The 21,152-nt window shown below is 70.9% G+C and carries 24 protein-coding genes; 5 read left to right on the forward strand and 19 right to left on the reverse strand.

Features of this window, described 5'->3' with window-relative positions; translation table 11 throughout:
- Positions 1–272: 272 nt before the first annotated feature.
- Positions 273–509, reverse strand: a complete 237-nt coding sequence (locus ABD798_RS11370; RefSeq protein ID WP_344873556.1) for a glutaredoxin family protein — start codon at positions 507–509, stop codon at positions 273–275.
- 7 nt (positions 510–516) lie between these two features.
- The gene (locus tag ABD798_RS11375; RefSeq protein WP_344873558.1) at positions 517–1,674 is read right to left on the reverse strand and encodes an acyl-CoA dehydrogenase family protein; all 1,158 of its coding nucleotides are present in this window, start codon (positions 1,672–1,674) and stop codon (positions 517–519) included.
- A 302-nt stretch (positions 1,675–1,976) separates the two neighbouring features.
- On the opposite strand from ABD798_RS11375, the gene ABD798_RS11380 reads away from it, so the two are divergent.
- On the forward strand, positions 1,977–2,642 hold the full coding sequence (locus tag ABD798_RS11380) for a DUF3800 domain-containing protein (RefSeq protein WP_344873559.1): 666 nt from the start codon (positions 1,977–1,979) through the stop codon (positions 2,640–2,642).
- A gap of 102 nt (positions 2,643–2,744) precedes the next feature.
- Here the strand turns inward: ABD798_RS11380 and ABD798_RS11385 are convergent, their stop codons facing one another.
- On the reverse strand, positions 2,745–4,193 hold the full coding sequence (locus ABD798_RS11385) for an AMP-binding protein (RefSeq protein ID WP_344873560.1): 1,449 nt from the start codon (positions 4,191–4,193) through the stop codon (positions 2,745–2,747).
- Between the two features lie 219 nt (positions 4,194–4,412).
- Between ABD798_RS11385 and ABD798_RS11390 the strand changes: the two genes are divergently transcribed.
- From ABD798_RS11390 to ABD798_RS11400, 3 genes are all read left to right on the forward strand, one after another.
- A complete protein-coding gene (locus ABD798_RS11390) occupies positions 4,413–5,042 on the forward strand; it encodes a sigma-70 family RNA polymerase sigma factor (RefSeq protein ID WP_344873562.1) in 630 nt (209 codons plus the stop codon).
- Positions 5,043–5,111: 69 nt separating this feature from the next.
- The gene (locus tag ABD798_RS11395; protein ID WP_344873564.1) at positions 5,112–5,276 is read left to right on the forward strand and encodes a hypothetical protein; all 165 of its coding nucleotides are present in this window, start codon (positions 5,112–5,114) and stop codon (positions 5,274–5,276) included.
- Positions 5,277–5,372: 96 nt separating this feature from the next.
- Entirely contained in the window at positions 5,373–6,266 is an 894-nt protein-coding gene (locus ABD798_RS11400) for an HAD family hydrolase (RefSeq protein ID WP_344873566.1), read from the forward strand.
- A 9-nt stretch (positions 6,267–6,275) separates the two neighbouring features.
- Here the strand turns inward: ABD798_RS11400 and ABD798_RS11405 are convergent, their stop codons facing one another.
- From ABD798_RS11405 to ABD798_RS11475, 15 genes are all read right to left on the reverse strand, one after another.
- Entirely contained in the window at positions 6,276–6,683 is a 408-nt protein-coding gene (locus tag ABD798_RS11405) for a YbjQ family protein (RefSeq protein ID WP_344873568.1), read from the reverse strand.
- A 75-nt stretch (positions 6,684–6,758) separates the two neighbouring features.
- A complete protein-coding gene (locus ABD798_RS11410) occupies positions 6,759–7,760 on the reverse strand; it encodes a lysophospholipid acyltransferase family protein (RefSeq protein WP_344873570.1) in 1,002 nt (333 codons plus the stop codon).
- Positions 7,761–7,781: 21 nt separating this feature from the next.
- A complete protein-coding gene (locus tag ABD798_RS11415; RefSeq protein ID WP_344873572.1) occupies positions 7,782–8,819 on the reverse strand; it encodes an NAD-dependent epimerase/dehydratase family protein in 1,038 nt (345 codons plus the stop codon).
- 248 nt (positions 8,820–9,067) lie between these two features.
- Positions 9,068–9,169, reverse strand: coding sequence for a 30S ribosomal protein bS22 (locus tag ABD798_RS11420; RefSeq protein ID WP_076993459.1), 102 nt, complete (start codon positions 9,167–9,169; stop codon positions 9,068–9,070).
- Between the two features lie 127 nt (positions 9,170–9,296).
- A complete protein-coding gene (locus tag ABD798_RS11425; RefSeq protein ID WP_344873577.1) occupies positions 9,297–9,512 on the reverse strand; it encodes a helix-turn-helix domain-containing protein in 216 nt (71 codons plus the stop codon).
- Positions 9,513–9,623: 111 nt separating this feature from the next.
- On the reverse strand, positions 9,624–10,442 hold the full coding sequence (gene proC, locus ABD798_RS11430; protein WP_344873579.1) for a pyrroline-5-carboxylate reductase: 819 nt from the start codon (positions 10,440–10,442) through the stop codon (positions 9,624–9,626).
- 19 nt (positions 10,443–10,461) lie between these two features.
- Complete coding sequence (locus ABD798_RS11435; protein WP_344873581.1) at positions 10,462–11,292, reverse strand: thioesterase family protein; 831 nt, start codon at positions 11,290–11,292, stop codon at positions 10,462–10,464.
- Positions 11,289–12,209: a proline dehydrogenase family protein gene (locus ABD798_RS11440; protein WP_344873583.1), complete on the reverse strand. Its 921-nt coding sequence runs from the start codon at positions 12,207–12,209 to the stop codon at positions 11,289–11,291. The genes ABD798_RS11435 and ABD798_RS11440 overlap by 4 nt, the downstream gene beginning before the upstream one ends.
- A gap of 71 nt (positions 12,210–12,280) precedes the next feature.
- Positions 12,281–13,090, reverse strand: a complete 810-nt coding sequence (locus ABD798_RS11445; protein WP_344873585.1) for a sugar phosphate isomerase/epimerase family protein — start codon at positions 13,088–13,090, stop codon at positions 12,281–12,283.
- Positions 13,087–14,358, reverse strand: coding sequence for a hypothetical protein (locus ABD798_RS11450; protein ID WP_344873587.1), 1,272 nt, complete (start codon positions 14,356–14,358; stop codon positions 13,087–13,089). The genes ABD798_RS11445 and ABD798_RS11450 overlap by 4 nt, the downstream gene beginning before the upstream one ends.
- A complete protein-coding gene (locus ABD798_RS11455) occupies positions 14,355–15,389 on the reverse strand; it encodes a Ppx/GppA family phosphatase (RefSeq protein WP_344873589.1) in 1,035 nt (344 codons plus the stop codon). Before ABD798_RS11455 ends, ABD798_RS11450 begins: the two co-directional genes overlap by 4 nt.
- A gap of 105 nt (positions 15,390–15,494) precedes the next feature.
- Positions 15,495–16,184 (reverse strand): response regulator, encoded by a 690-nt coding sequence (locus ABD798_RS11460; protein WP_344873591.1) that lies wholly within the window; start codon positions 16,182–16,184, stop codon positions 15,495–15,497.
- A complete protein-coding gene (locus tag ABD798_RS11465) occupies positions 16,181–17,371 on the reverse strand; it encodes a sensor histidine kinase (protein WP_344873593.1) in 1,191 nt (396 codons plus the stop codon). Before ABD798_RS11465 ends, ABD798_RS11460 begins: the two co-directional genes overlap by 4 nt.
- Positions 17,372–17,490: 119 nt before the next feature.
- Positions 17,491–18,234, reverse strand: coding sequence for a phosphoglyceromutase (locus ABD798_RS11470; protein ID WP_344873595.1), 744 nt, complete (start codon positions 18,232–18,234; stop codon positions 17,491–17,493).
- Positions 18,235–18,252: 18 nt separating this feature from the next.
- The gene (locus tag ABD798_RS11475) at positions 18,253–18,861 is read right to left on the reverse strand and encodes a TetR/AcrR family transcriptional regulator (protein ID WP_344873597.1); all 609 of its coding nucleotides are present in this window, start codon (positions 18,859–18,861) and stop codon (positions 18,253–18,255) included.
- A gap of 165 nt (positions 18,862–19,026) precedes the next feature.
- On the opposite strand from ABD798_RS11475, the gene ABD798_RS11480 reads away from it, so the two are divergent.
- On the forward strand, positions 19,027–19,341 hold the full coding sequence (locus tag ABD798_RS11480) for a hypothetical protein (RefSeq protein ID WP_344873598.1): 315 nt from the start codon (positions 19,027–19,029) through the stop codon (positions 19,339–19,341).
- Positions 19,342–19,464: 123 nt separating this feature from the next.
- On the opposite strand, the gene ABD798_RS11485 is transcribed toward ABD798_RS11480, so the two are convergent.
- Entirely contained in the window at positions 19,465–21,048 is a 1,584-nt protein-coding gene (locus ABD798_RS11485; protein WP_344873600.1) for an AMP-binding protein, read from the reverse strand.
- Between the last annotated feature and the right edge of the window lie 104 nt (positions 21,049–21,152).

The raw sequence follows: 21,152 nt of genomic DNA on the forward strand, positions 1-21,152 counted from the left end.
CCCTCGCCTGCATCTGGAAATGGGTCGCCCGGCAGCTGACGTCCGCGAAGGTGGGGTCTTCCGCTCTCCAGCCGCAACGGCGACGTTCACACGGTAGCCGCTTGTGAACGCAGGCACAAAGTCGTGGCCAGCCGACGTAACCAGCCGCACAATACCCGGTCACACGCAGGTCGCGGACCACTCGCGACGGCGGAGGGGCAGTCGGGCGGGCTCATCGGGCAATCACCCGAACAGGTACTTCCCAGACAAAAACGCGGGCATTCCGCCCGGGATCAGGTTAGCGCGGCCCGCAGCCGCGCCTCCTCCACCCTCCAGTAACCGTGCTCGCGGCCGTCGACCAGGAACACCGGGACCCGGTCGCCGTACTCCGCGCGCAGCTCGCGGTCGGAGTCCACGTCCACCTCCGACCACGGCACGCCCAGCTCGCCGCAGATCCGGGCCAGTTCCACCTTGGCGACCTCGCAGGGGTGGCAGCCGACCCGGCTCATCAGCGTGACTTCGTGGGGCATGCGCACATCATCCCTGGAGCAGCCTGCGGCCGATCACCATGCGCTGGATCTGGTTGGTGCCCTCCACGATCTGGAGCACCTTGGCCTCGCGCATGTAGCGCTCCACCGGGTAGTCCTCGACGTAGCCCGCGCCGCCGAGCACCTGGACCATGTCCGTGGTGACCTTCATGCACATGTCGGTGGAGATCAGCTTCGCCATCGCGGCCTGCGTGGAGTACGACTGCCCCGCGTCCTTGCGCCGGGCGGCCGAGAGGTAGAGCTGCCGCGCCGCCTCGATGCCCGCGGCCGCGTCGGCGAGCATGAACGAGACGCCCTGGAACTCCCCGATGGCCCTGCCGAAGGCCGTGCGCTCCCTCGCGTAGGCGACCGCCACGTCCAGCGCGGCCTGCGCCACACCCACCGCGCACGCGGAGATCCCGAGCCGCCCCGCGTCCAGCGCCTCCAACGCGATCTTGAGGCCCTGCCCCTCGGTCCCGATGCGCCGGTCCGCCGGGAGCTGAGCGCCCTCGAAGACCACCTGAGCGGTCAGCGAGGCCTTCATGCCCATCTTGCGCTCGGGCCGCGCCACCGAGATCCCCGGAGTGTCCGCGTCCACCAGGAACGCCGAGATCCCCTTCGGGCCGTCGTCCCCCGTGCGCGCCAGCAACGTGTAGAAGTCCGCCGCGCCCGCGTGCGTGATCCACGCCTTGGTGCCCTGCACCGTGTAGACGCCGTGCTGGTCCGCCTTCGCGCTCGTGCGCAACGCCGCCGCGTCCGACCCGCTGTGCGGCTCCGAGAGGCAGTAGGCGCCCAGCTTCTCCCCGCCCAGCAACGACGGCAGCCAGCGCTCGCGCTGCTCGTCCGTGCCGAAGCTCGCCAGCGCGTGGCAGGACAGCGTGTGCACGCTGACCCCGAGGCCCACCGCCAGCCACGCCCGCGACAGCTCCTCGACGACCTGGAGGTACACCTCGTACGGCTGCTCGCCGCCGTCGTAGCGCTCCGGGTACGGCAGCCCCAGCAGGCCCGAGCGCCCCAGCGTGCGGAAGACCTCGCGCGGGAACTCCCCTGTCGCCTCGGCCTCAGCCGCCTTCGGCGCCAGTTCGCGCTGGGCCAGCTCGCGGGTCAGTGCGAGCAGCTCTGCGGCTTCCTCGGTCGGCAGCTGGCGTTCGATCACGGGCGCGCTCATCGCGGCGGTCCTCCACGCGGGTGCTCAGAACTCGGACCGTCCGATTGTGGGGCCACCGATACTAGGAAGTCCAACTATCCGCGCACACCCCACACCCGCTCACTCCAACGCCACGTCCCCCGAGCGGCCCCCCGGAGCGCTCCGCGAGGACAACCCGGAGTTCAGGCGTCTTCAAGACCCACAAACCCCCCTGTTGATCATCGCTAACCGCCTCAATCCCTCTGGCCGCCCCGGTTGCCCTTGGCGCTTGCCTGACGATGGTCGGGACTGTCGGCCGTCTGACCTAGCTTGCGTCCGCGCGGTTGATCTACATCGACGACTCCGGTGCGCAGGCGTCCGGCCTGGCCGTCTACGGCTGGGTGGAGGTGCTCGCATCCGACTGGCGCCGTGCGCTGCGGACATGGCTCGACTGTCGCCGCGACCTGTACGCCGACACCGGCGTTCCAGCCAGCTACGAACTGCACGCCACGAGATTCGCCAACGGCAGGGGGCGCCCCACGGGCGGCACCCCCTGGGATCACAGCAAGGCCACCCGAACAGCCGTGATGAACGCGGCCTTCCAGACGATCGCCGAGCTGCCTGGCGCACGCGTCGGCGCGGTCTACCGCGAAACCACCGGGACGAACTTCGTCACGGCCAAGGCGAACCTCTACAGCGACCTGGTCGCCCTGCTCGACGAACGCCTGCACGCCGCCGGAGAACTGGGCATGGTGTTCATGGACGGCGCCGGCACCGATCCGGCCTACCGGCTCGCCCACCGGAGCTTGAAGCTGGAGACGCGCTGCCTTCTCGAAGACCCGTCGTTCCAGGGATCACACACGAGCCAGTGGGTTCAGCAGGCAGACCTCATCGCGTACGCCGCGTTCATGGCAGTCCTGCGAGCTGACTCGAAAAGCGTGATGTGGCAGTGGTACCCGAAGATCCTGGGCGAGGTGTGCGCGGTGGGTGGTACGCCCTTGCGGTTGTGAACAGCCAGACGAGGAAGCCCCGGAAAAGAAGCAAGACCCGTTGATCCACTGGAGTGGGACGGGTCCGCCCCTCAACCGTAGCGAACCGCGAGCGAAACGGGACTACGAGTCGCGGAGTTTGCGGCGGGCGAGCTTGCCGGTGGCGGTGTGCGGCAGGGAGTCGACGAACTCGACCCTGGTCGGCACCTTGAACTTGGCGAGCCGCTCGGCGCAGTGGGCGAGGACCTTCTCCTCGCTGAGGTCGCTGTCCTCGGCCTTGATGATGACGATCTTGACGGCCTCGCCGGTGGTGTCGTCGGGGACGCCGACGGCAGCGGCCTCGCGCACGCCGTCAAGCTCGGCGAGCACGGACTCGACCTCGTGCGGGTACACGTTGAAGCCGTTCACGATGATCAGGTCGCCCGCGCGGTCCACCAGGTGCAGGTCGCCGTCGGAGTCGAAGTAGCCGACGTCGCCGGTGCGGAACCACCCGTCGACGTCGGGGCCGTCGGCGGCGTCGGGCCAGTAGCCGCTGAGCAGGTTGGCCCCGCGCGCGGCGACCAGGCCGGTGCTCTCGGCGTCCTCGCCCATCTCGAAGCCGTCGGGCAGCGCCTCGCCGTCGGAGTCGACCAGGCGGACCTCGACGCCGGGCAGCGCCTGGCCGACCGAGCCGGGCTTGATCCGCCCGGTGCCCAGGGTCGTGGTGAGCACGGGCCCCGTCTCGGTCAGGCCGTAGCCCTCGTAGATGTCGAGCCCGGTGATCTCGCGCATGCCGCGCAGAGCCTCGAAATCGAGCGGCGCGGCGCCAGAGGTGAACACGCGCACGGTGGCGAGCCGCTCGCGCAGCACCTCGGCGGGCTGGCGCAGCAGCACGGTGTACATCGGCGGGACGCCGACGAGCGTGGTGACGCGGTGGTTCTCGATCGCCTCCAGCGCCGCGTCCGCGTCGAAGCGGGCGAGCAGCACGCCGGTGCCCCCGCTCGCGCAGACCTGGAACAGGCCGGGGCCGAGGCCGTAGACGTGGAACAGCGGCAGCGCCAGCAGCACCCGGTCGGCGGCGGTCACCGGACAGGGGCGCAGCTCGGAGCACTGCTTGGTGTTGGCCAGCAACGCGCGGTGGGACAGCATCACGCCGCGCGGCGAGCCGGAGGTGCCCGAGGTGTAGGCGAGCACGGCGAGGTCCTCGCCGCCGCGCACCGAGTCGCCCGGGGTGAACGTGGTGTCCAGCGCGGGAACGTCCTCGGAGTCGATCACCACGCGGGCGCCGCTGTCGGAGAGCACGCGCTCCAGCTCGCGCTGCGAGACGCCGGGGCCGATCGGGACGACGGCGCAGCCCGCGCGCAGCGCGCCCAGCACGGCGACGCAGAACGGCAGGCCGGTCGGCAGCTTCACGGCGATCCGGTCACCGGGCTCGGCACCGTCGGCGCGCAGCCTCGCAGCCTCGGAGCTCACCGCGGAGTCCAGCTCGGCCCAGGTCAGCGTGCGCCCGTCGGCCGCGTCGATCAGCGCGGGGTGAGCCGCGCCCCGTTGGGCGGCCGCGCGCACCAGATCGGCGACGTTGACGACGGACATGCGCGACCTCCTACTGCTGGGCGATTCCGGGTGACCCGAAAGCGGATTACCCAGGACGCGAAGTCTGTCATGGGTGTGCTACGTCACGCATCCGCCCGGCGTGCGTCACCCCCCCGGTGGCACCAGCCACTACCTACCGACGAGTAGGAAGACGTATGCTTCGGCGAACCGCCCCGGGCGGCGTGGCCGTCCTCACGCAGCGGAGCAAGGGAGCGGCGGATGACCCAACCACTGGGCAAGGCCTGCTCAGGGCTTGCCCCGACGACCAGAACGACCCTGCGTCCGGTTCCGGATGAGGCGGCGATGACCGATGTGTGGCGGCTGGTCGCCGCGGCGCAGGACGGCGACGTCGCGGCCTTCGGCGAGCTCTACGACCGCTACGTCGACGTGGTCTACCGCTACGTGCTGTTCCGGCTCGGAGACCGCGCGCTCGCCGAGGACGTGACCAGCGAGACGTTCCTGCGCGCGCTGCGCCGCATCGGCTCGGTCAGCTACCAGGGCCGCGACGTGGGCGCGTGGTTCATCACCATCGCCCGCAACCTGGTGCTCGACCACGTGAAGTCCAGCCGGTACCGCTTCGAGGTGCCGACGGCGGAGCTGGGCGAGACCCGCGAGGAGCACGCCGGCCCCGAGCAGTCGGTGGTGCGCGACGCCACCAACGCCGAGGTGCTGCGCTGCGTCGACAAGCTCAACACCGACCAGCGCGAGTGCATCGTGCTGCGGTTCCTGCACGGCCTCTCGGTCGCCGAGACCGCCGAAGCGATGGGCCGCAACGAGGGCGCGGTCAAGGCACTCCAGCACCGCGCCGTGCGCAAGCTCGCGGAGCTGCTGCCCCGAAGCCTCCGCTGACGTCGCTCGACAGTGGCGTAACCGATCCGGTATCACCTCGTTTGTCCAGTCTGGAAGGGACGGGCGACGGTGGGTGAGGAACGCGAGGACGAGGTGGTGGCGCTGCTGCGCCGCGCCGCTCCGCGCGATACCCCCGACCGGCAGACCCGGGACCGGATCAGGGCCAGGCTGCTCGCCGAGCTGAGCGCCGCCCCGCAGGCCGCCGCCGTGCCCGTGGCGCGCGCCGACAGCTGAGCCTCTGGGCACATCCCCACAGTTGCGCCACCGGTCGATCGCTACCCTGGAACGGGTCATCAGCAGGCCAGACGATCAAGGACCGGAGGCGCCGAGGTGCCACTGTGGCGCAGGGATGTCGACAGCTCGGAGCGGGAGTCCCGGGCGATCGCGGCGGGCGAGGCCTCCGCCGAGGCCGCGGCCGCGGAGCTGGAAGCCGCCCTCGCCGTGCCGCCGGACCTGACCGCGGCGGCCTTCTTCGACGTGGACAACACGATGATGATGGGCGCGTCGATCTTCCACTTCGCCAGGGGCCTCGCGGCGCGGAAGTACTTCACCACCTCCGACCTCGCCGGGTTCGCCTGGCAGCAGCTGAAGTTCCGGATCGGCGGCAAGGAGGACGCGGAGGGCATCCGCAGCAGCCGTGAGCAGGCGCTGTCCTTCGTGGCGGGCCGCTCGGTGGAGGAGCTGGTCACCCTCGGCGAGGAGATCTACGACGAGCTGATGGCCGACCGGATCTGGTCCGGCACCAGGGCTCTCGCGCAGATGCACCTGGACGCGGGCCAGCGGGTCTGGCTGGTCACCGCGACCCCCGTGGAGCTGGCGCGGATCATCGCCCGCAGGCTCGGCCTGACCGGCGCGCTCGGCACGGTCGCGGAGAGCGTCGACGGCGTCTACACCGGGCGCTTGGTCGGCGATCTGCTGCACGGACCGGGCAAGGCGCACGCGGTCCGCGCGCTCTCCGCCCGCGAGGGCCTGAACCTGCGCCGCTGCACGGCCTACTCGGACTCCGTCAACGACGTCCCGATGCTCTCGGTCGTCGGCACCGCGGTCGCGGTCAACCCCGACCAGGGCCTGCGCGACGTGGCGCGGGCGCGCGGCTGGGAGATCCGCGACTTCCGCACCGGTCGCAAGGCGGCCCGGATCGGCGTGCCGTCGGTGCTGGGCGCAGGGGTCGTCGCAGGGGCCTTGGCGGCGGGCATGGCCTACCGCCGCCGCGGCCGTTCCTGACGGGTCGTCCTACCTGGGGCCGGGGCCACCGGGCCCGGGGCCGCCGGGGCCCTGCTGGTCCAGCGGCACGATGAAGACGGCGGTGCCGTAGGCCGCGATCTCCGTGCTGCCGGGCATGATGTCGCCGCTCTCGAAGCGCATGGCGAGCACGGCGTTGGCGCCCATGCCCGCGGCGTTCTGCTTGAGCCTGCCGAGCGCCTCGAACCGCGAGTCGTTGAGCAGCTGGGTGTAACCGGCCTGCTCGCCGCCGAACATGCCCTTGAAGCTGGCACCGATGTCGGAGAAGGCGTTGCGGCTGCGCACGGTCGAGCCGAACACCTCGCCGATCACCCGGACGACGCGGTAGCCCGGCACGTCGTTCATCGTGCTGACCAGGATCGGTGGCGGCGGAGGCATGGGGGGCATGGGTTGGTTCACGGCGGGGATGCTAGCCGCGAGATCCGCCCCCACGCCGGAGAACGCCGGTGTTCAACCGGGGTTTCAGCCCAGCGTTCACCCGAGGAAGACGTTGCGGCGCTGGGTGAGCAGTCGGTAGAGCGTCTGCTGGATGGTCTCGCGCACCTGGTCGGTCAGGTTGAACACCAGCATCGGGTCGTCGGCCGCCCCCGCCTCGTACTGGTCGGTGGTGATCGGCTCGCCGAACTCGATGTACCACTTCGAGGGCAGCGGGACGAGGCCGAGCGGCCCGAGGTGCGGGAAGAACGGCGTCACCGGGAAGTACGGCAGGCCGAACAGCCTGGCCAGCGCCTTCACGTCGGCGATCATCGGGTAGATCTCCTCGGCGCCCACGATCGAGCACGGGATGATCGGCACCCCGGTGCGCAGCGCGGCGGAGACGAAGCCACCCCTGCCGAAGCGCTGGAGCTTGTAGCGGTCGCGGTACGGCTTGCCGATGCCCTTGAAGCCCTCGGGCCAGACGCCGACCAGCTCGCCGTTGCGCAGCAGGCGCTCCGCGTCCGCGCCGCACGCGAGCGTGTGACCCGCCTTGCGGGCGAGCGCGCCGAGCACGGGGAACTTGAAGACCAGGTCGGCGGCCAGCATCCGCAGGTGCCGCTCGGCCGGGTGGTGGTCGCGGACCGCGAGGCCCGTCATCACCGCGTCCATCGGCATCAGCGTGCCGGAGTGGTTGGCCACCAGCAGCGCGCCGCCCTCGGCGGGCACGTTGTGCAGGCCGATCGTCTCGACGCGGAACCACTTCTCGTACAGCGGCCGCAGCGGCGGGAACAGCACCTTGTCGGTCAGCTCGCGGTCGAAGCCGAACTCGTCGACCTCGTAGTCACCGGTGAGCCGCTTGCGCACGAAGGCGAGCGCGTCGGTCAGCCCGCGCTCCAACGCGGACTCCTCGCGCACCTGCTCGCGCTCGTCGGGCTTCTCCTCCTGCGGCGGCAGCTCGTCCTCGGCCGGGACCGGGCGCACCGGCGCTGATCCCGCAGGTTGCTGCTGTTGCTGCTTGCGCGCCACCGAGCGGATCGGGATCACTCGTGCTCCTGCCATCGTCCTCACCTCCTCACTCCCTCATCGGCCCAGCCGGGCCAGCACTCCACGGATGCCCCGCTCGGCATCGTTGACGAGTTCCGGGTCGATCACCGGCCGCAGTCCCCGGCCGCGCACGTAGTCGTCGAAGGCCTGCTGGGTGGTCCACCTCGGGGTGAAGCCGAACTGCTCGCGCAGCTTGGCCGTGTCCACCACCCTGCCGAAGTTCAGGAACCGCATCTGCTCCGGCGAGAAGTCCACCAGCCTCGCCCCCCGCACCACCTGCGCGAAGGGCTGCACCGCGAAGCTGGGCACCGGCATCGGAACCCGGCCAGCGCGGCGGATGGCCTGGGAGAGCAGCAGCAGTCCGTCCGCTCCCGCGTTGAACACCCCTGGCAGGTCGTGCAGCGTCGCACGTTCCAGGATCGCGAGGGCGTCCTCGGAGTGCAACAGCTGGACACGGGCGTCGTAACCGAGCACGGTCGGCACGACCGGCAGCGCGAAGTAGCGGGTGAGCACCGTGTCGATGCGCGGGCCGATGAAGTTGGTGAAGCGCAGCGTGGAGATGGTGACGTCCGGGCGGCGCCTGCCGTAGCCGCGCACGTAGCCCTCCACCTCGACCGCGTCCTTGGCGTAGCCGGAGGACGGCAGGTCCTTGGGGCCCATCGACTCGGTGAACACCGCGGGGTCGCGCGGGCTCGAACCGTAGACGGCGGTGGTCGACTTGACCACGAACTTGCGCACCAGGTCGGACTTCTGGCACGCGGCCAGCAGCTGCATCGTCCCGATGACGTTCATTTCCTTCATCGCCGTGCGGCCGGTCGACCCCGGGTTGGCCGAGAGCGAGGCGTGCACGACGGTGTCCACCTTGGCGGTGGCGATGACCTTGGCGATCAGCGGGTTGCGGATGTCCGCGCGGACGAACTCGGCCCGGCCCATCCGGCGCAGCAGGTCGCGCGGCGGGGGCACGGTGTCGACCCCGAGCACGCGTTCGATGTCCGGGTTCGCGGCGAGGCGGGCTGCGAGGTGTCCGCCGAGGAAACGGCTGACCCCGGTGACGAGAACGACGTTGGGCGCCATGCGACTCCCTGGGCACTGGCGGTGAAGGGTGGGATGTTACCCGCCGGAAGCTTCGCAGGAGTCGGCCAGATCGTTAGCCGGATCCTGGACGCGTCACCGTACTGGACGAGTGCGTTTCCGATCACTCTGTGCTCCGGGGCACACCGCGAGCCCGCCACGGAGGACGGTCCAGGACGCGCGAACGCCCGCGCCGGAGCGTTCCGGGCGCGGGCGTCACGGGATTAACCGCAGGGGCGGTCGCGTACTGCTTACTTGCCCTGCTTGCGACGCGCGTGGCGGGTCTTGCGAAGCAGCTTGCGGTGCTTCTTCTTCGACATGCGCTTGCGACGCTTCTTGATGACCGAGCCCATGCGGGTTCCTTCGCTGTTGACGTTTGCGTATTTCGAGCTTCTCGCACGCCCACGCACACCTGCCGGCGGCCTCGGGCACGCAGCGGCTTGCCAGAGTACCTGGACGGGCTGAAGCCCCTCTCGTCAGCTATCCAGCCGAGTAGTACGCGTTCTCCAAGTAGGCGTGCACCTCGTTCTCCGGGACCCGGAACGAACGGCCCACGCGCACGGCGGGCAGCTCACCCGAGTGCACCAGGCGGTACACGGTCATCTTCGAGACACGCATGATGTCGGCCACCTCGGCGACCGTCAGAAACTGGACCTGACCGAGCCTGTCGTTCTTCTTCTCCCTGCCAGCCGGCATGTGTCACCGCATCTTTCATCGCCACGTGGCGCGCCGCCGGCTTCCCCTCCGGCGGAACTCAACACGCACGCGCTCCCCCTGAGGGTAACCGGGCTGGAGTGACTGAAGCGACTAGCGGGAAGTTCCCTCATGAGCCCGGCCCAGCTCGACCGAGCGGTCGCGCGCCGCCTCGATCGCGGCCAGCAGCGCCGCGCGGACGCCGTGCTTCTCCAGCTCCCGGATCGCCATGATCGTGGTGCCCGCCGGGGAGGTCACGGCCTCGCGCAGCGCGACGGGGTGTTCGCCGGAGTCGCGCAGCATCTTCGCCGAGCCGATGGCCGACTGGATGATCAGATCGGCGGCGACCGCCCTGGGCAGGCCGAGCAGGATGCCCGCGTCGATCATGGCCTCGACCAGGAAGAAGAAGTACGCGGGGCCGGAGCCGGAGAGCGCGGTGACCGCGTCCTGCTGGGCCTCGGGCACCCGGACCACCTTGCCGACGGCGCCGAGCATGCCCTCGGCCAGCTCCATGTGCGCCCGGGAGGCGTGCCGCCCCGCCGAGATCGCGCTCATCGCCTCGCCGACGACCATCGGGGTGTTGGGCATGACGCGGACCACCGGAGTGCCTTCGGGCAGACGGCTCTCGAACAGCGAGGTCGGCAGGCCCGCGCAGAGCGAGACCACGAGCGCGCCGGAGGACAGCGAGCCGTTCAGCTCCTCCAGCAGCGGCTCGATGTCCTGCGGCTTGACCGCGACCACGAGCGCGTCGGCCAACTTGGCGGCCTCGGCCACCTCGACCCCGCGCACGCCGTAGCGGCGGGTCAGCTCGGCGGAGCGCTCCGGGTGGCGTTCGGTGAACATCAGCTCGGCGCACGGGTGCCCGGAGGCCAGCAGCCCGGACAGCAGCGCCTCACCGATCTTCCCCGCACCCAGTACCGCGATGGTCGTCATGGCTGACAACCCTAGGGCTTCACCCTGCGCTGGTCAGAGCGAGTTGCCGGGCCTGGCAGACGAGCTTGCCGGAGGAGTCGATCACCGTGGCGTCCTCGTCGAACCACTGGCCGAGCACCGCGCGGGAGTCGACCTGCAAGCGCAGCCAGCCCGTGCTGGGGCGGGAGCGCAGCAGAGCCGTGAGCTGCACGGTCGGCGACCAGCTGAGCCTGCCGAGGTTGAACGTCACCGGCATCGAGATGTCCCCGGCGACCAGGGCGAACAGCGGGTCGGGCTGGCCGTCGCGCGGGCGCACCCACAGGCGCAGGCGCAGCGGGTCGCCGATGTTGCCGTTGAGGAAGCCAGCGCCGTCGGGGTCGAGCATGACCTGGCAGGCCTTGGACATCCGGAAGGTCTTCGCCGCGTCCGTGGCACCGACGTCGATGGCGCGCGCCGGGGGCTCGGCGGGGAGGTCGGGCAGATCCGACCACGCGGGCACGGCGTCGGGCAGCCTGCCGACGGTGATCATGGCGTGCACGCAGGTCCTGCCGCGCTGCAACAGCTCGGCCTGCACGACGGTGACCGTGCGCCCCGCCTTGGCGACCGTGGTCCGCACCAGGACCGGACCGAGCTCGGGGGTGTGCAGGAAGTCCGCGCTGACGCTGAGCGGGTCGAGTCCGCCCGTGCCGCCCGGGTCCACCGCGGCGAGCGCCGTCCTGGCGATCAGCGCGAGCAGGTAGCCGCCGTGCGGTTTGCCGCCGATCGTCCAGTCGGCGGCCAGCTCGCCGGTGAAGCTGCCGTCGCCCATCGGCCGCACGGTGGTGGCGATGGCGAAGGGGGTGACCCGCACCGGGTCCGTGCGCAGTCTCATGAGGTACCGACCAGGGAGCGCAGGAAGAAGGTGGTGTTGGCGGGGCGCTCGGCCAGCCGCCGCATCAGGTAGCCGTACCACTGCCCGCCGTAGGGCACATAAACCCGCATCGTCTCGCCCGTCTCGGCCAAGCGCCGTTGTTCGTCCGGTCGTACTCCGAAGAGCATCTGGTGCTCGTAGCTGCCCGGAGCGCGGTCGTACCACTTCGCCCGCTCGCCGATGATCGACACGAGCCGGGGGTCGTGCGTGGCGAACATGGGGTAGCCCTCCCCTTCGAGGAGGACGTTCGCGCAGCGCACGTAGTTCAGGTCCACCTCGTGCGGGTCGGTGAAGGCCACCGACTCCGGCTCCGCGTAGGCGCCCTTGCACAGCCGCACCCGCGAGCCGGCGAGGTCCCGGCAGTCGCCGGGCGTCCGGCGCAGGTACGCCTGGAGCACCGCGCCCACCGACGGCCAGGTCCTGCGCAGCTCCGCGAGCACGCCCAGGGTGGAGTCGGTGGTGGTGTGGTCCTCCATGTCCAGCGTCACCGTGGTGCCGCACTGCTCCGCCGCCGCGCAGATGCGCGAGGCGTTGGCCAGCGCCAGTCCCTCGTCGAAGGCCTGGCCGACGGCGGAGAGCTTCACGCTCACCTCGGCGGAGCCCGAAAGCCCCGCCGCGTGCAGGCTGTCCAGCAGGTCCAGGTACGCCCGCACCGTGCGATCGGCCAGCTCGCGATCGGTCGTGTGCTCGCCGAGGTAGTCCAGCGTCACCGCGAGCCCGTCCCGCGCCAGCGCGGTGGTGACCGCGACGGCGTCGTCGGTGCCCTCGCCCGCCACGAACCGGTCGACCACACCGCGACTGAGCGGGGCGGTCGACACCATTCGCTGGACGGCGTCGTTGCCCGCGGCGGCGAGGATCAACGAGCGCAACGGATTCACGGGCGGAACTGTACGTCAGCAACAAGATCGAAAAGCCTGCGGCGGACACATCTCCGCAACGAGAAAGTCGATCAAGCCGGATCGAGGCGCGGGTTCTGCCCGAGGTGCAACCGCGCGAACAGCAGCGCCTCGGCCAGATCGCTGACCCGCTGCTCGCGGCTGGTGGCCTTGCGGGTGCTGACCTCCAGCACCACCTGGCCGTCGAAACCGTTGCGCGCCAGCTCTTCGCACAGCTGCGCGCACGGCTGGTTGCCGCGCCCCGGCACGAGGTGCTCGTCGGTGGGCGCCCCGGTGCCGTCGGCGAGGTGGATGTGCCGCAGCCCGGATCCCATCCGCTTGGCCAGCTCCAGCGCGTCCACGTGGGCGGCGGCGGTGTGCGACAGGTCGAGCGTGTAGTTCGCGTAGCCGATGTCGGTGGGGTCGTAGGAGGGCCGGTAGCCGGACAGGCGCAGCTGGCGCTTCCTGCCGAGCGGGCGCAGCGGGAACATGTTCTCCACCGCGACCGCCACCTCCGTCACCCGCTCCAGCTCCGCGACCAGCTGCGGGAAGGAGTCGGCGTACTTGCGCTGCCACTTGAACGGCGGGTGCACCACCGTCGTCGGGGCGTCCAGCGCCGCGGCCGCCGCGACGGCGCGGCGCAACCGCACCTCCGGGTCGGGCGACCAGATCCGCTGGGTGATCAGCAGGCAGGGCGCGTGCACGGCCAGCACGGGAACCCCGTGCATGTCGGAGAGCCTGCGCAGCGCGCTGACGTCCTGGCTGACCGGGTCGGCCCAGACCATCACCTCGACGCCGTCGTAGCCCAGCTCCTTGGCGTACTCGAACGCGGCGGCGGCGGGCTGCGGCCAGACCGCCGCCGTGGAGAGTCCGACCGGGATCAACGGTTCACCAGCAGCAGCGCCGCCGGTGAGATGGTCACCACCAGGCCGACCAGCACGGTGAGCACGATCGTCTGGAGGTCGTCGGCCTTGCGGATCTTGCGGACCAGCCACACCATGCCGCCGATCACCGCGAGCGCGACGAACAGCGCGACCGGGGCCATCCAGCTCCACAGGAACTGGAACCCGATCCAGAGCCCGGCGCCGCCGACCAGGCCGCCGCCGAGCTGCGCGAGCATGACCAGCCACTCCTTGGCCGGAGACGGCTCGTCCTCGTCGTACTCGTCGTACTCGTCCTCGTCGGACTCGGCGCGCTCGGCGTCGTCCTCGTCCGCCTCGGCGTCCGGACGGGCCTCGTCGTCCTCCTCCAGCTCGTCCTCGCGCTCGTCGTCGACGACCGCGGGGGCCTGGCTGGTCGGGTAGTCCTCCTCGGCGGGACGGCCGCTGCGCAGCGCCGCGTACGGCTGCTGCCCGGTGTTGCCGAACCAGTCGTGATCGCCGTCGAGGCCCGCGGGGGCCGCGCCGGTGAGCGGAGGCGTCGCGCCGACCTGGGTGGGCGCGGCGTCATCGGTGATCCTGGGGAACTGCTCGGTGACCGGCTCGCCCGCCGCGGCGCCGGGCGGCGGCACGGGGAGGGCCTGCGAGGTCTGCGCGGCCGGGTTCGGTCGCGGCACCAGTCGCTGGCCACCGGGAGTCCCCGGCGGCGGGTAGTCGCCGCTGATCGCCGGGTACTGCGCGGTCACGTCCGCGTCGGGGGTGCCGGGCGGCGGGGCCAGGTGCGAGCCCGTGCCCTGCGGAGCCGGGTGCTGCCCCGTGCCCTGCGGCGGCATCGGGTGCGCGCCGGTCCCGGGCACCGGGTGGGCTCCGGTGTTCGGCGGGGGTGCGGCGAAGCGACCCGAGGTGTGCGGCGGGCCCCCGGCCTGCGGGCTGGGCTCGAAGCGCTGCGGCGCGGGCTGCTGGGGCGGCGGCGCGGCGAAGCGACCGGTGCCCTGTCCGGGCCCGGCGGGCGGGCGCTGCTGCGGTTGCTGCGGTTGCCCCTGGTGCGGCTGCTGCCCCTGCTGCGGTTGACCGTCGTCGCGGATGGCGCGCATCTGACCGGAGTCCGTGAGGATCCGGTTGATGATCGCCTGCGGCGCCGTCTCGTTGACGTCGTCGTCGGGCCGCCTGCGCCTGCGTCGCGCCGTCGGCGGTCCGTCGGCCCCGTACTGGGCGAGCAGCTCCGCGACGGTCTTCTGACCGTCGTCGTGCTCCGACTCGCTGTTCTTGCTCATTGAGTCCACCGTGCCCCGTACCGGCCTGTCCGTCCAGAACTGTGATCCTGCCGACCCGAAAGCTGATCGATCGAGCCGTTCACTGCCGGAGCAGTCTGGACTGCTTCCTCCGTCTGGTCCAGCCGTCTCAAGATCACTCCCTCGCGCAGCGCCCACGGGCAGATCTCCAGCTCGGCCAGCGACAACGCTCGCATTGCGGCCTCCGCGACCAGTGCGCCCGCGACCAGCTGGTGCGCCCTGCTGTGGCTGACGCCCTCCAGCTCGGCCAGGTCAGCTGCTGACATGCGGGAGATGAAAGCGATCAGCTGGCGCAGCCCCGCGTCCGTCAGCGTCCTGCGGGCCATGGGGCCCGCGGAGGACGGCGCGGCACCGGTCAGCCTCGCCAGGGTGCGAAAGGTCTTCGAGGTGGCCACCGCGTGATCCGGCGGCCCGATCTTGCGCAGCCGCCGGGAGACCGGGGCCAGTTCGGCGTCCAGCCGCTCGCGCAGCTCGCGGACCTCGCGCTTGGTCGGCGGGTCGGAGGCGAAGCGGGTCCTGGTCAGCCTGCCCGCGCCGAAGGGCAGCGACAGCGCGAGATCGGGGTCCTCGTCGATGCCGACGGCGATCTCCAGCGAGCCGCCGCCGATGTCGAGCACCACCGTGTTGCCCGCTGACCAGCCGTACCAGCGGCGCACCGCCAGGAAGGTGTAGCGGGCCTCGTCCTCGCCGGAGAGGACCTTCAGCTCGACGCCGGTGCGCTCGTGCACCAGCGCGAGCACGTCGGCGGAGTTGCTCGCCTCGCGCACGGCCGAGGTGGCGAAGGCCATCAGCTCGGCGCAGCCGAACCCGACGGCGGAGTCGCGGGCGTGCGCGACGGCGTCCACCAACAGCTCCGCGCCCTCGTCGCTGAGCCGGTCACCGTCGGTGATCTGCTCGGCGAGCCGCAGGACCGCCTTCTCCGACCGCATCGGCGTCGGGTGGGCACCACGATGCGCGTCCACCACCAACAGGTGGACGGTGTTGGACCCGACGTCAAGCACCCCTAGGCGCACGGAGACAAGGCTACCCGCCGGTCGGGAGCGCGGTGGCCATCGGCCCGGTCCGGGCGCGGGTGAACGGCGTCCGGGGCGCGCGGCCCCGGACGCGTGATCAACAGCCTACGACTCGAACTTGTAGCCCAGCCCACGGACCGTGACCAGGTACCGGGGCAGCGAGGGGTCCGGTTCGATCTTGGAACGCAGCCGCTTCACGTGCACGTCCAGCGTCTTGGTGTCGCCGACGTAGTCCGCGCCCCACACCCGGTCGATGAGCTGACCGCGCGTGAGCACCCTGCCGACGTTGCGCAGCAGGTACTCCAGCAGGTCGAACTCCTTGAGCGGCAGGCTGACCTCCGTGCCGGAGACCGTGACCACGTGCCGCTCCACGTCCATCCGCACCACGCCCGCCTCCAGCACCTGCGGCGCGAGGTCGGAATCCATCGCGTTGTCGGCGCCCCTGCGCAGCACCGCGCGGACGCGGGCGATCAGCTCCCGCGCCGAGTACGGCTTGGTGACGTAGTCGTCGGCGCCCAGTTCGAGGCCGACCACCTTGTCGATCTCGCTGTCCCGCGCCGTGACCATGATCACCGGGACCGAGGAGCGCAGCCGCAGCGCGCGGCAGACGTCGGTCCCGCTCATCCCGGGCAGCATCAGGTCCAGCAGCACGATGTCGGCGCCGTTGCGGTCGAACTCCTCGAGCGCCTCCTGGCCGGTCGTGGCGACGGCGGTGGCGAAGCCCTCCTTGCGCAGCAGGAAGGCGAGCGGGTCGGCGAAGGACTCCTCGTCCTCGACGATGAGCACCCTGGTCACGAGACTCCTCCGGATTCGACGACTGCGAGTGGCGCGGGGTCTTCCGACATCACCGCCGCGGGCGCGGCCTCCGCGACCCGGTGTGCCGGGATGCGGAGGGTGAAGGTGGAACCGGTGCCCGGTTTGCTCCACAACCGCACCTCACCGCCGTGGTTGGCGGCGACGTGCTTGACGATGGCCAGGCCGAGGCCGGTGCCCCCGGTCGCCCTGGAGCGGGCCGGGTCGGCCCGGTAGAAGCGCTCGAAGACGCGCTGCTGGTGTTCCGGGGCGATGCCGGTCCCCCGGTCGGTGACAGCGATCTCCACGGTCCCGTCGGCGAAGCGGCGGCTGACCGAGACCGGGCTGTCCGGCTCCGAGTAGGACACGGCGTTGTCGATCAGGTTGGTCAGCGCGGTCACCAGCAGCGTGCGGTCGCCGTCGACGAGCAGCCCGCTCGGCTGGTCCACGGTGATCTCGATGCCCGCGGACTCGGCGGCCAGCCGGGAGCGGCCCAGCGCCTCGTCGACGACGTCGTCGACCTCCAGCACCTCCAGCTCCGGCAGCGCCTCGGCGCCGGTCAGCCGGGACAGCGCGATCAGCTCGGTGACCAGGGTGCCGAGCCGGGTGGCCTCGCGGAGGATCTTGCCGCTGAACCTGCGCACCTCGACCGGGTCGTCCACCGCGTCGAGCACGGCCTCCGCCAGCAGCGCGAGCGCGCCGACCGGCGTCTTCAGCTCGTGGCTGACGTTGGCGACGAAGTCGCGGCGGGTGGCTTCGAGGCGGACCGCCTCGGACTGGTCGGCGGCGTCGACGACGGCGAAACCGTCCCCGAGCGGGCGGACCTCGGCGAGCACGGCGGCGGGCTGGCGGCCGACGCGGTTGTCCAGCGGGGTGAGGTCGACCTCGACGGGCTCGCCGGTGGCGATTGCCCGCTCCGCCGCCTTCTCGGCGCGGAGGTCGGGGCGGTTGTCCCTGACGAACCCGAGCTCGACCGAGCGCGGGTTGTGCACGACGACCGCGCCGAAGCGGTTGATGACCGCCACCCCGTTGTGCGAGGAGTGCACGACGCGTTGCACGAGATCGGCCACGGTCAGCTCGGCGGGTCGGTTCCGGGCGCGCCGACCGGCGGCGCGCCCGGAGACAAAGCCGACCCCCGCGCCGACCAGCAGCACACCGATCAGCAGGGCGATGCAGCCCGAAGCGGTCACGGGCGCATCGTAAGCACTGGTCCGGGCGGTTGGACTACTCCCAGACGGCTATACGTGACGCCTGTGACACCTGTTCGAGGCGTTGTTCAACAACAGGTCTCGCACCGTTCACCGAACGGTTATCGACCCTGGTTCGCGACGGCCTTGATCGCGCCCGCCGCTGCCTCGGGGTCGAGGTAGGTCCCGCCCGCCTTCACCGGCTTGAGGTCCTCGTCGAGGTCGTAGCGCAGCGGGATGCCGGTGGGGATGTTCAGCCCCGCGATGGCCTCGTCGGAGATGCCGTCGAGGTGCTTCACCAGCGCGCGCAGCGAGTTGCCGTGCGCGGCCACCAGGACGACCTTGCCCGCGCGCAGGTCGGGCACGATCGCCTTCTCCCAGTACGGCAGCATGCGGATGCCGACGTCCTTGAGGCACTCGGTGCGCGGCAGGTCGGAGCCGAGCCCGGCGTAGCGCGGGTCCTCGTCCTGGGAGTAGGTGCTGCCCAGCTCGATCTCCGGCGGCGGCGTGTCGTAGGAGCGGCGCCAGAGCATGAACTGCTCCTCGCCGTAGGCCTCCAGGGTCTGCTTCTTGTCCTTGCCCTGGAGCGCGCCGTAGTGCCGCTCGTTGAGCCGCCAGTCGCGGCGGACGTCGATCCAGTGCCGGTCGCAGCCGTCGAGCGCGAGGTTGGCGGTGGAGATCGCGCGCCGCAGCAGCGAGGTGTGCACCACGTCGGGCAGGAGCTTGGCCTCGCTGAGCAGCTTGCCGCCGCGCTTGGCCTCGACCACCCCCTTCTCCGACAACGGCACGTCCACCCAGCCGGTGAACAGGTTCTCGGCGTTCCAGACGCTCTCACCGTGGCGGAGCAGAACCAGGGTCGCTGTCATGGCGTCAAGCCTGCCAGATCACTCTTTCGTGTTAGGACAGAGTCCGGCGAGGACGGTGCGCACGTGGAAGGCCGACTGCTCCTCGGTCATCGCCCCCGGCAGGAACAGCGCGCCGGAGAGCGCGGGCCCGATCAGCATCTCGACCAGGAACTCCGGGTCGGTGCCCGCCAGCAGCTCGCCCTCGGCCACCGCCCGCCGCAGCCGCTCCACCATCGCGGCGCGACCGGGGCGGACCACCTGGGTCCAGTAGACCTCGAACAGCTCGGGGCGGCGGTGGATGTCGGGGACCAGCTCGGCGACCAGCTTGCCCGCCCGGGTGTCGATCATGCTGCGGTAGAGCTGCCAGACCCGCTCGACGAGGACCGGCTCCAGCGGCCCCTCCTCGAACTCCTGGTGGATGAAGTGCAACGAGGCGAGCGCGTCCTGGAGCAGCTCGTCCCCGGACTTCCACCTGCGGTAGATCGTGGTCTTGGCGATCCCGGTGTGCGCGGCGAGGCGTTCGATGGAGAACCCGGCCATCCCCTTGTCGACCACCAGGTCCACCGCGGCGGAGAGGACCTGGCCGTCGATGGCGGCGTTGCGCGGTCGGCCGCCGCGCTGCGGGCGCTCGGCTGCTGGCGTGGACATGTCACGAGAACCTAACCCGAATCGGCCGTCCAGCCGAGCCCTGTGGACGGCGAACGCCAAGGCGAACGTTGGCGTGCTTCAGCATCGGGTGAAGCACGAGACGCGCGACGGGGTTCACCGGTAAGCACCAGGTTCCGTCCTGTCACGAAAACCTTGGGGGTCACCGTGTCCAGAAGCCTGACCGTTCTCGCCGCCGCCGGAGCAGCCGCGGCGCTCTCCCTGCTCGCCCCGCTGACCGCGCAGGCGGCAACGGGTCAGTTCACCGCTCTCACCGCGACCGGTCAGTCCTACGTGATCCAGAACCCGCCCGCGTTCAAGTGCTTCTCCCTGTCCCAGGAGGGCGTCCGCGCGAACAACCGCACGAACGCGACCGCGCTCGTGTACTCCACCGCCCAGTGCACCGGCGTTGCGACCACTGTCCCGCCCGGCAGCTCCACCTTCGTGCCCAACGGCTACCAGAGCGTGAAGTTCAGTTCCTGAATGACTCATTCAGGACCCTCAACGCGCTGAATGACTCATTCAGGTACCTGAACTCCCTGAATGAGTCATTCAGGGAGTTCAGCGCACCAAACGCGGCATTCGCGAGGCCGCGTGGGACAGGGGCTAGGCCTTCTCGCGGGCGCGGAGGTCCTTCCGGAGGATCTTGCCGCTGGCCGATTTCGGGATCGCTTCGAGGAATTCCACGACCCTGACCTTCTTGTACGGCGCCACGCGCTCGGCGACGAAGGCCCGCACCGCCGCCTCGTCGAGGTCGGCGCCCTGCTGCCGGACGACGAAGGCCTTGGGCACCTCCTCGCCCTCCTCGTCGATCACGCCGATCACGGCGGCGTCGGCGATGAGCGGATTGGTCAGCAGCAACGCCTCCAGCTCGGCGGGCGGCACCTGGTAGCCCTTGTACTTGATCAGCTCCTTGACCCGGTCGACGATCGACACCACGCCGTTCTCGTCGATCACCGCCACGTCGCCGGTGTGCAGGTAGCCGTCGGCGTCCACAGTGGAGTCTGTGGCCTCCTTGTTGTTCAGGTAGCCCACCATCACGTTGGGGCCCTTGCACAACAGCTCGCCGGGCACGCCGGTGCCGACCTCATCGCCGGTGGCGGGGTCGATCAGCTTGCACTCCATGTTCGGGATGATCAGGCCGACCGTTCCGATCGCGATGTCCTCGCGCACGTCCGGGATCATGTGGCTGACCGGGCTCATCTCGGTCATCCCGTAGCCCTGGCGGATCGTGCAGCCCAGCCGCGCCTTCACCGCTGCGGCCAGCTCCTCGTCCAGCGGGGCGGCGCCGGAGAAGAGCACCTTCATCGGCGACAGGTCGTAGGAGTCGACGATCGGGTGCTTGGCCAGCGCCACCGCGACGGGCGGGGCGATGTAGACGCGGTCGGTGCGGTGCTCGGCGATCACCCGCAGGAACTCGGGCAGGTCGAACTTGGGCATCGTCACGACGGTCGCGCCGACGTGCAGCGCCGCGTTCATGGTCACCTGCATGCCGTAGATGTGGAAGAACGGCAGCACCGCGAGGACCCGGGTCTCGCTGCCGACCTCGATCAGCTCGCAGATCTGCGCGATGTTCGCCACGAGGTTGCGGTGGGTGAGCATCACGCCCTTGGCCCGCCCGGTCGTACCGGAGGAGTACGGCAGCACCGCCAGGTCGGTCGCCGGGTCGATCACCACGTCGGGCGGTGCCGCGCCCTCGGCGAGCAGGTCGCTGAGGCTGGCGTGACCGGGCGCGGCGTCCAGCACGATGATCTCCGAGACCCGCACGCCGTCGGCCTTGGTTGCGGCTTCGGCGCGGTCGAGGAACGCGGAGATGGTGATCAGCACGGTCGCGCCGGAGTCACGCAGCTGCGAGGCCAGCTCGTCGGCGGTGTAGAGCGAGTTGACCGTGGTGGCCACGGCGCCCGCGCGCAGCACGCCATGGAAGGCGACGGCGTAGAAGGGCGTGTTGGGACTGAAGATCCCGACCACGTCGCCCTTGCGCACGCCGCGCGCCGCCAGTGCTCCCGCGACCTTGTCGATCATCGCGGCCAGCTCCCCGTAGCTCAGCGAGCGGCCGGAGGAGCCGTCCACGAGCGCGGGGTGCTCGGCACGCCCGGTGCCGTCCCTCTGGGAGAGGTCGCCGAAGAGGTACTCCGGCAGGCCCACGTCGGGGATCGCAACATCGGGGAACGGGCTCCTGAAGATCATGAACGTCCCTCCGTCGGGTGGTTGCCCAGGTGGCGGCGCCCCATCGTGACCGGCTTCACAACCCAGGGTCAAGGCATCCGCCACCTGCAGGAACCCGATATCTT

It is taken from the genome of Allokutzneria multivorans (genome assembly GCF_039537405.1).
Lineage (GTDB): Bacteria > Actinomycetota > Actinomycetes > Mycobacteriales > Pseudonocardiaceae > Allokutzneria > Allokutzneria multivorans.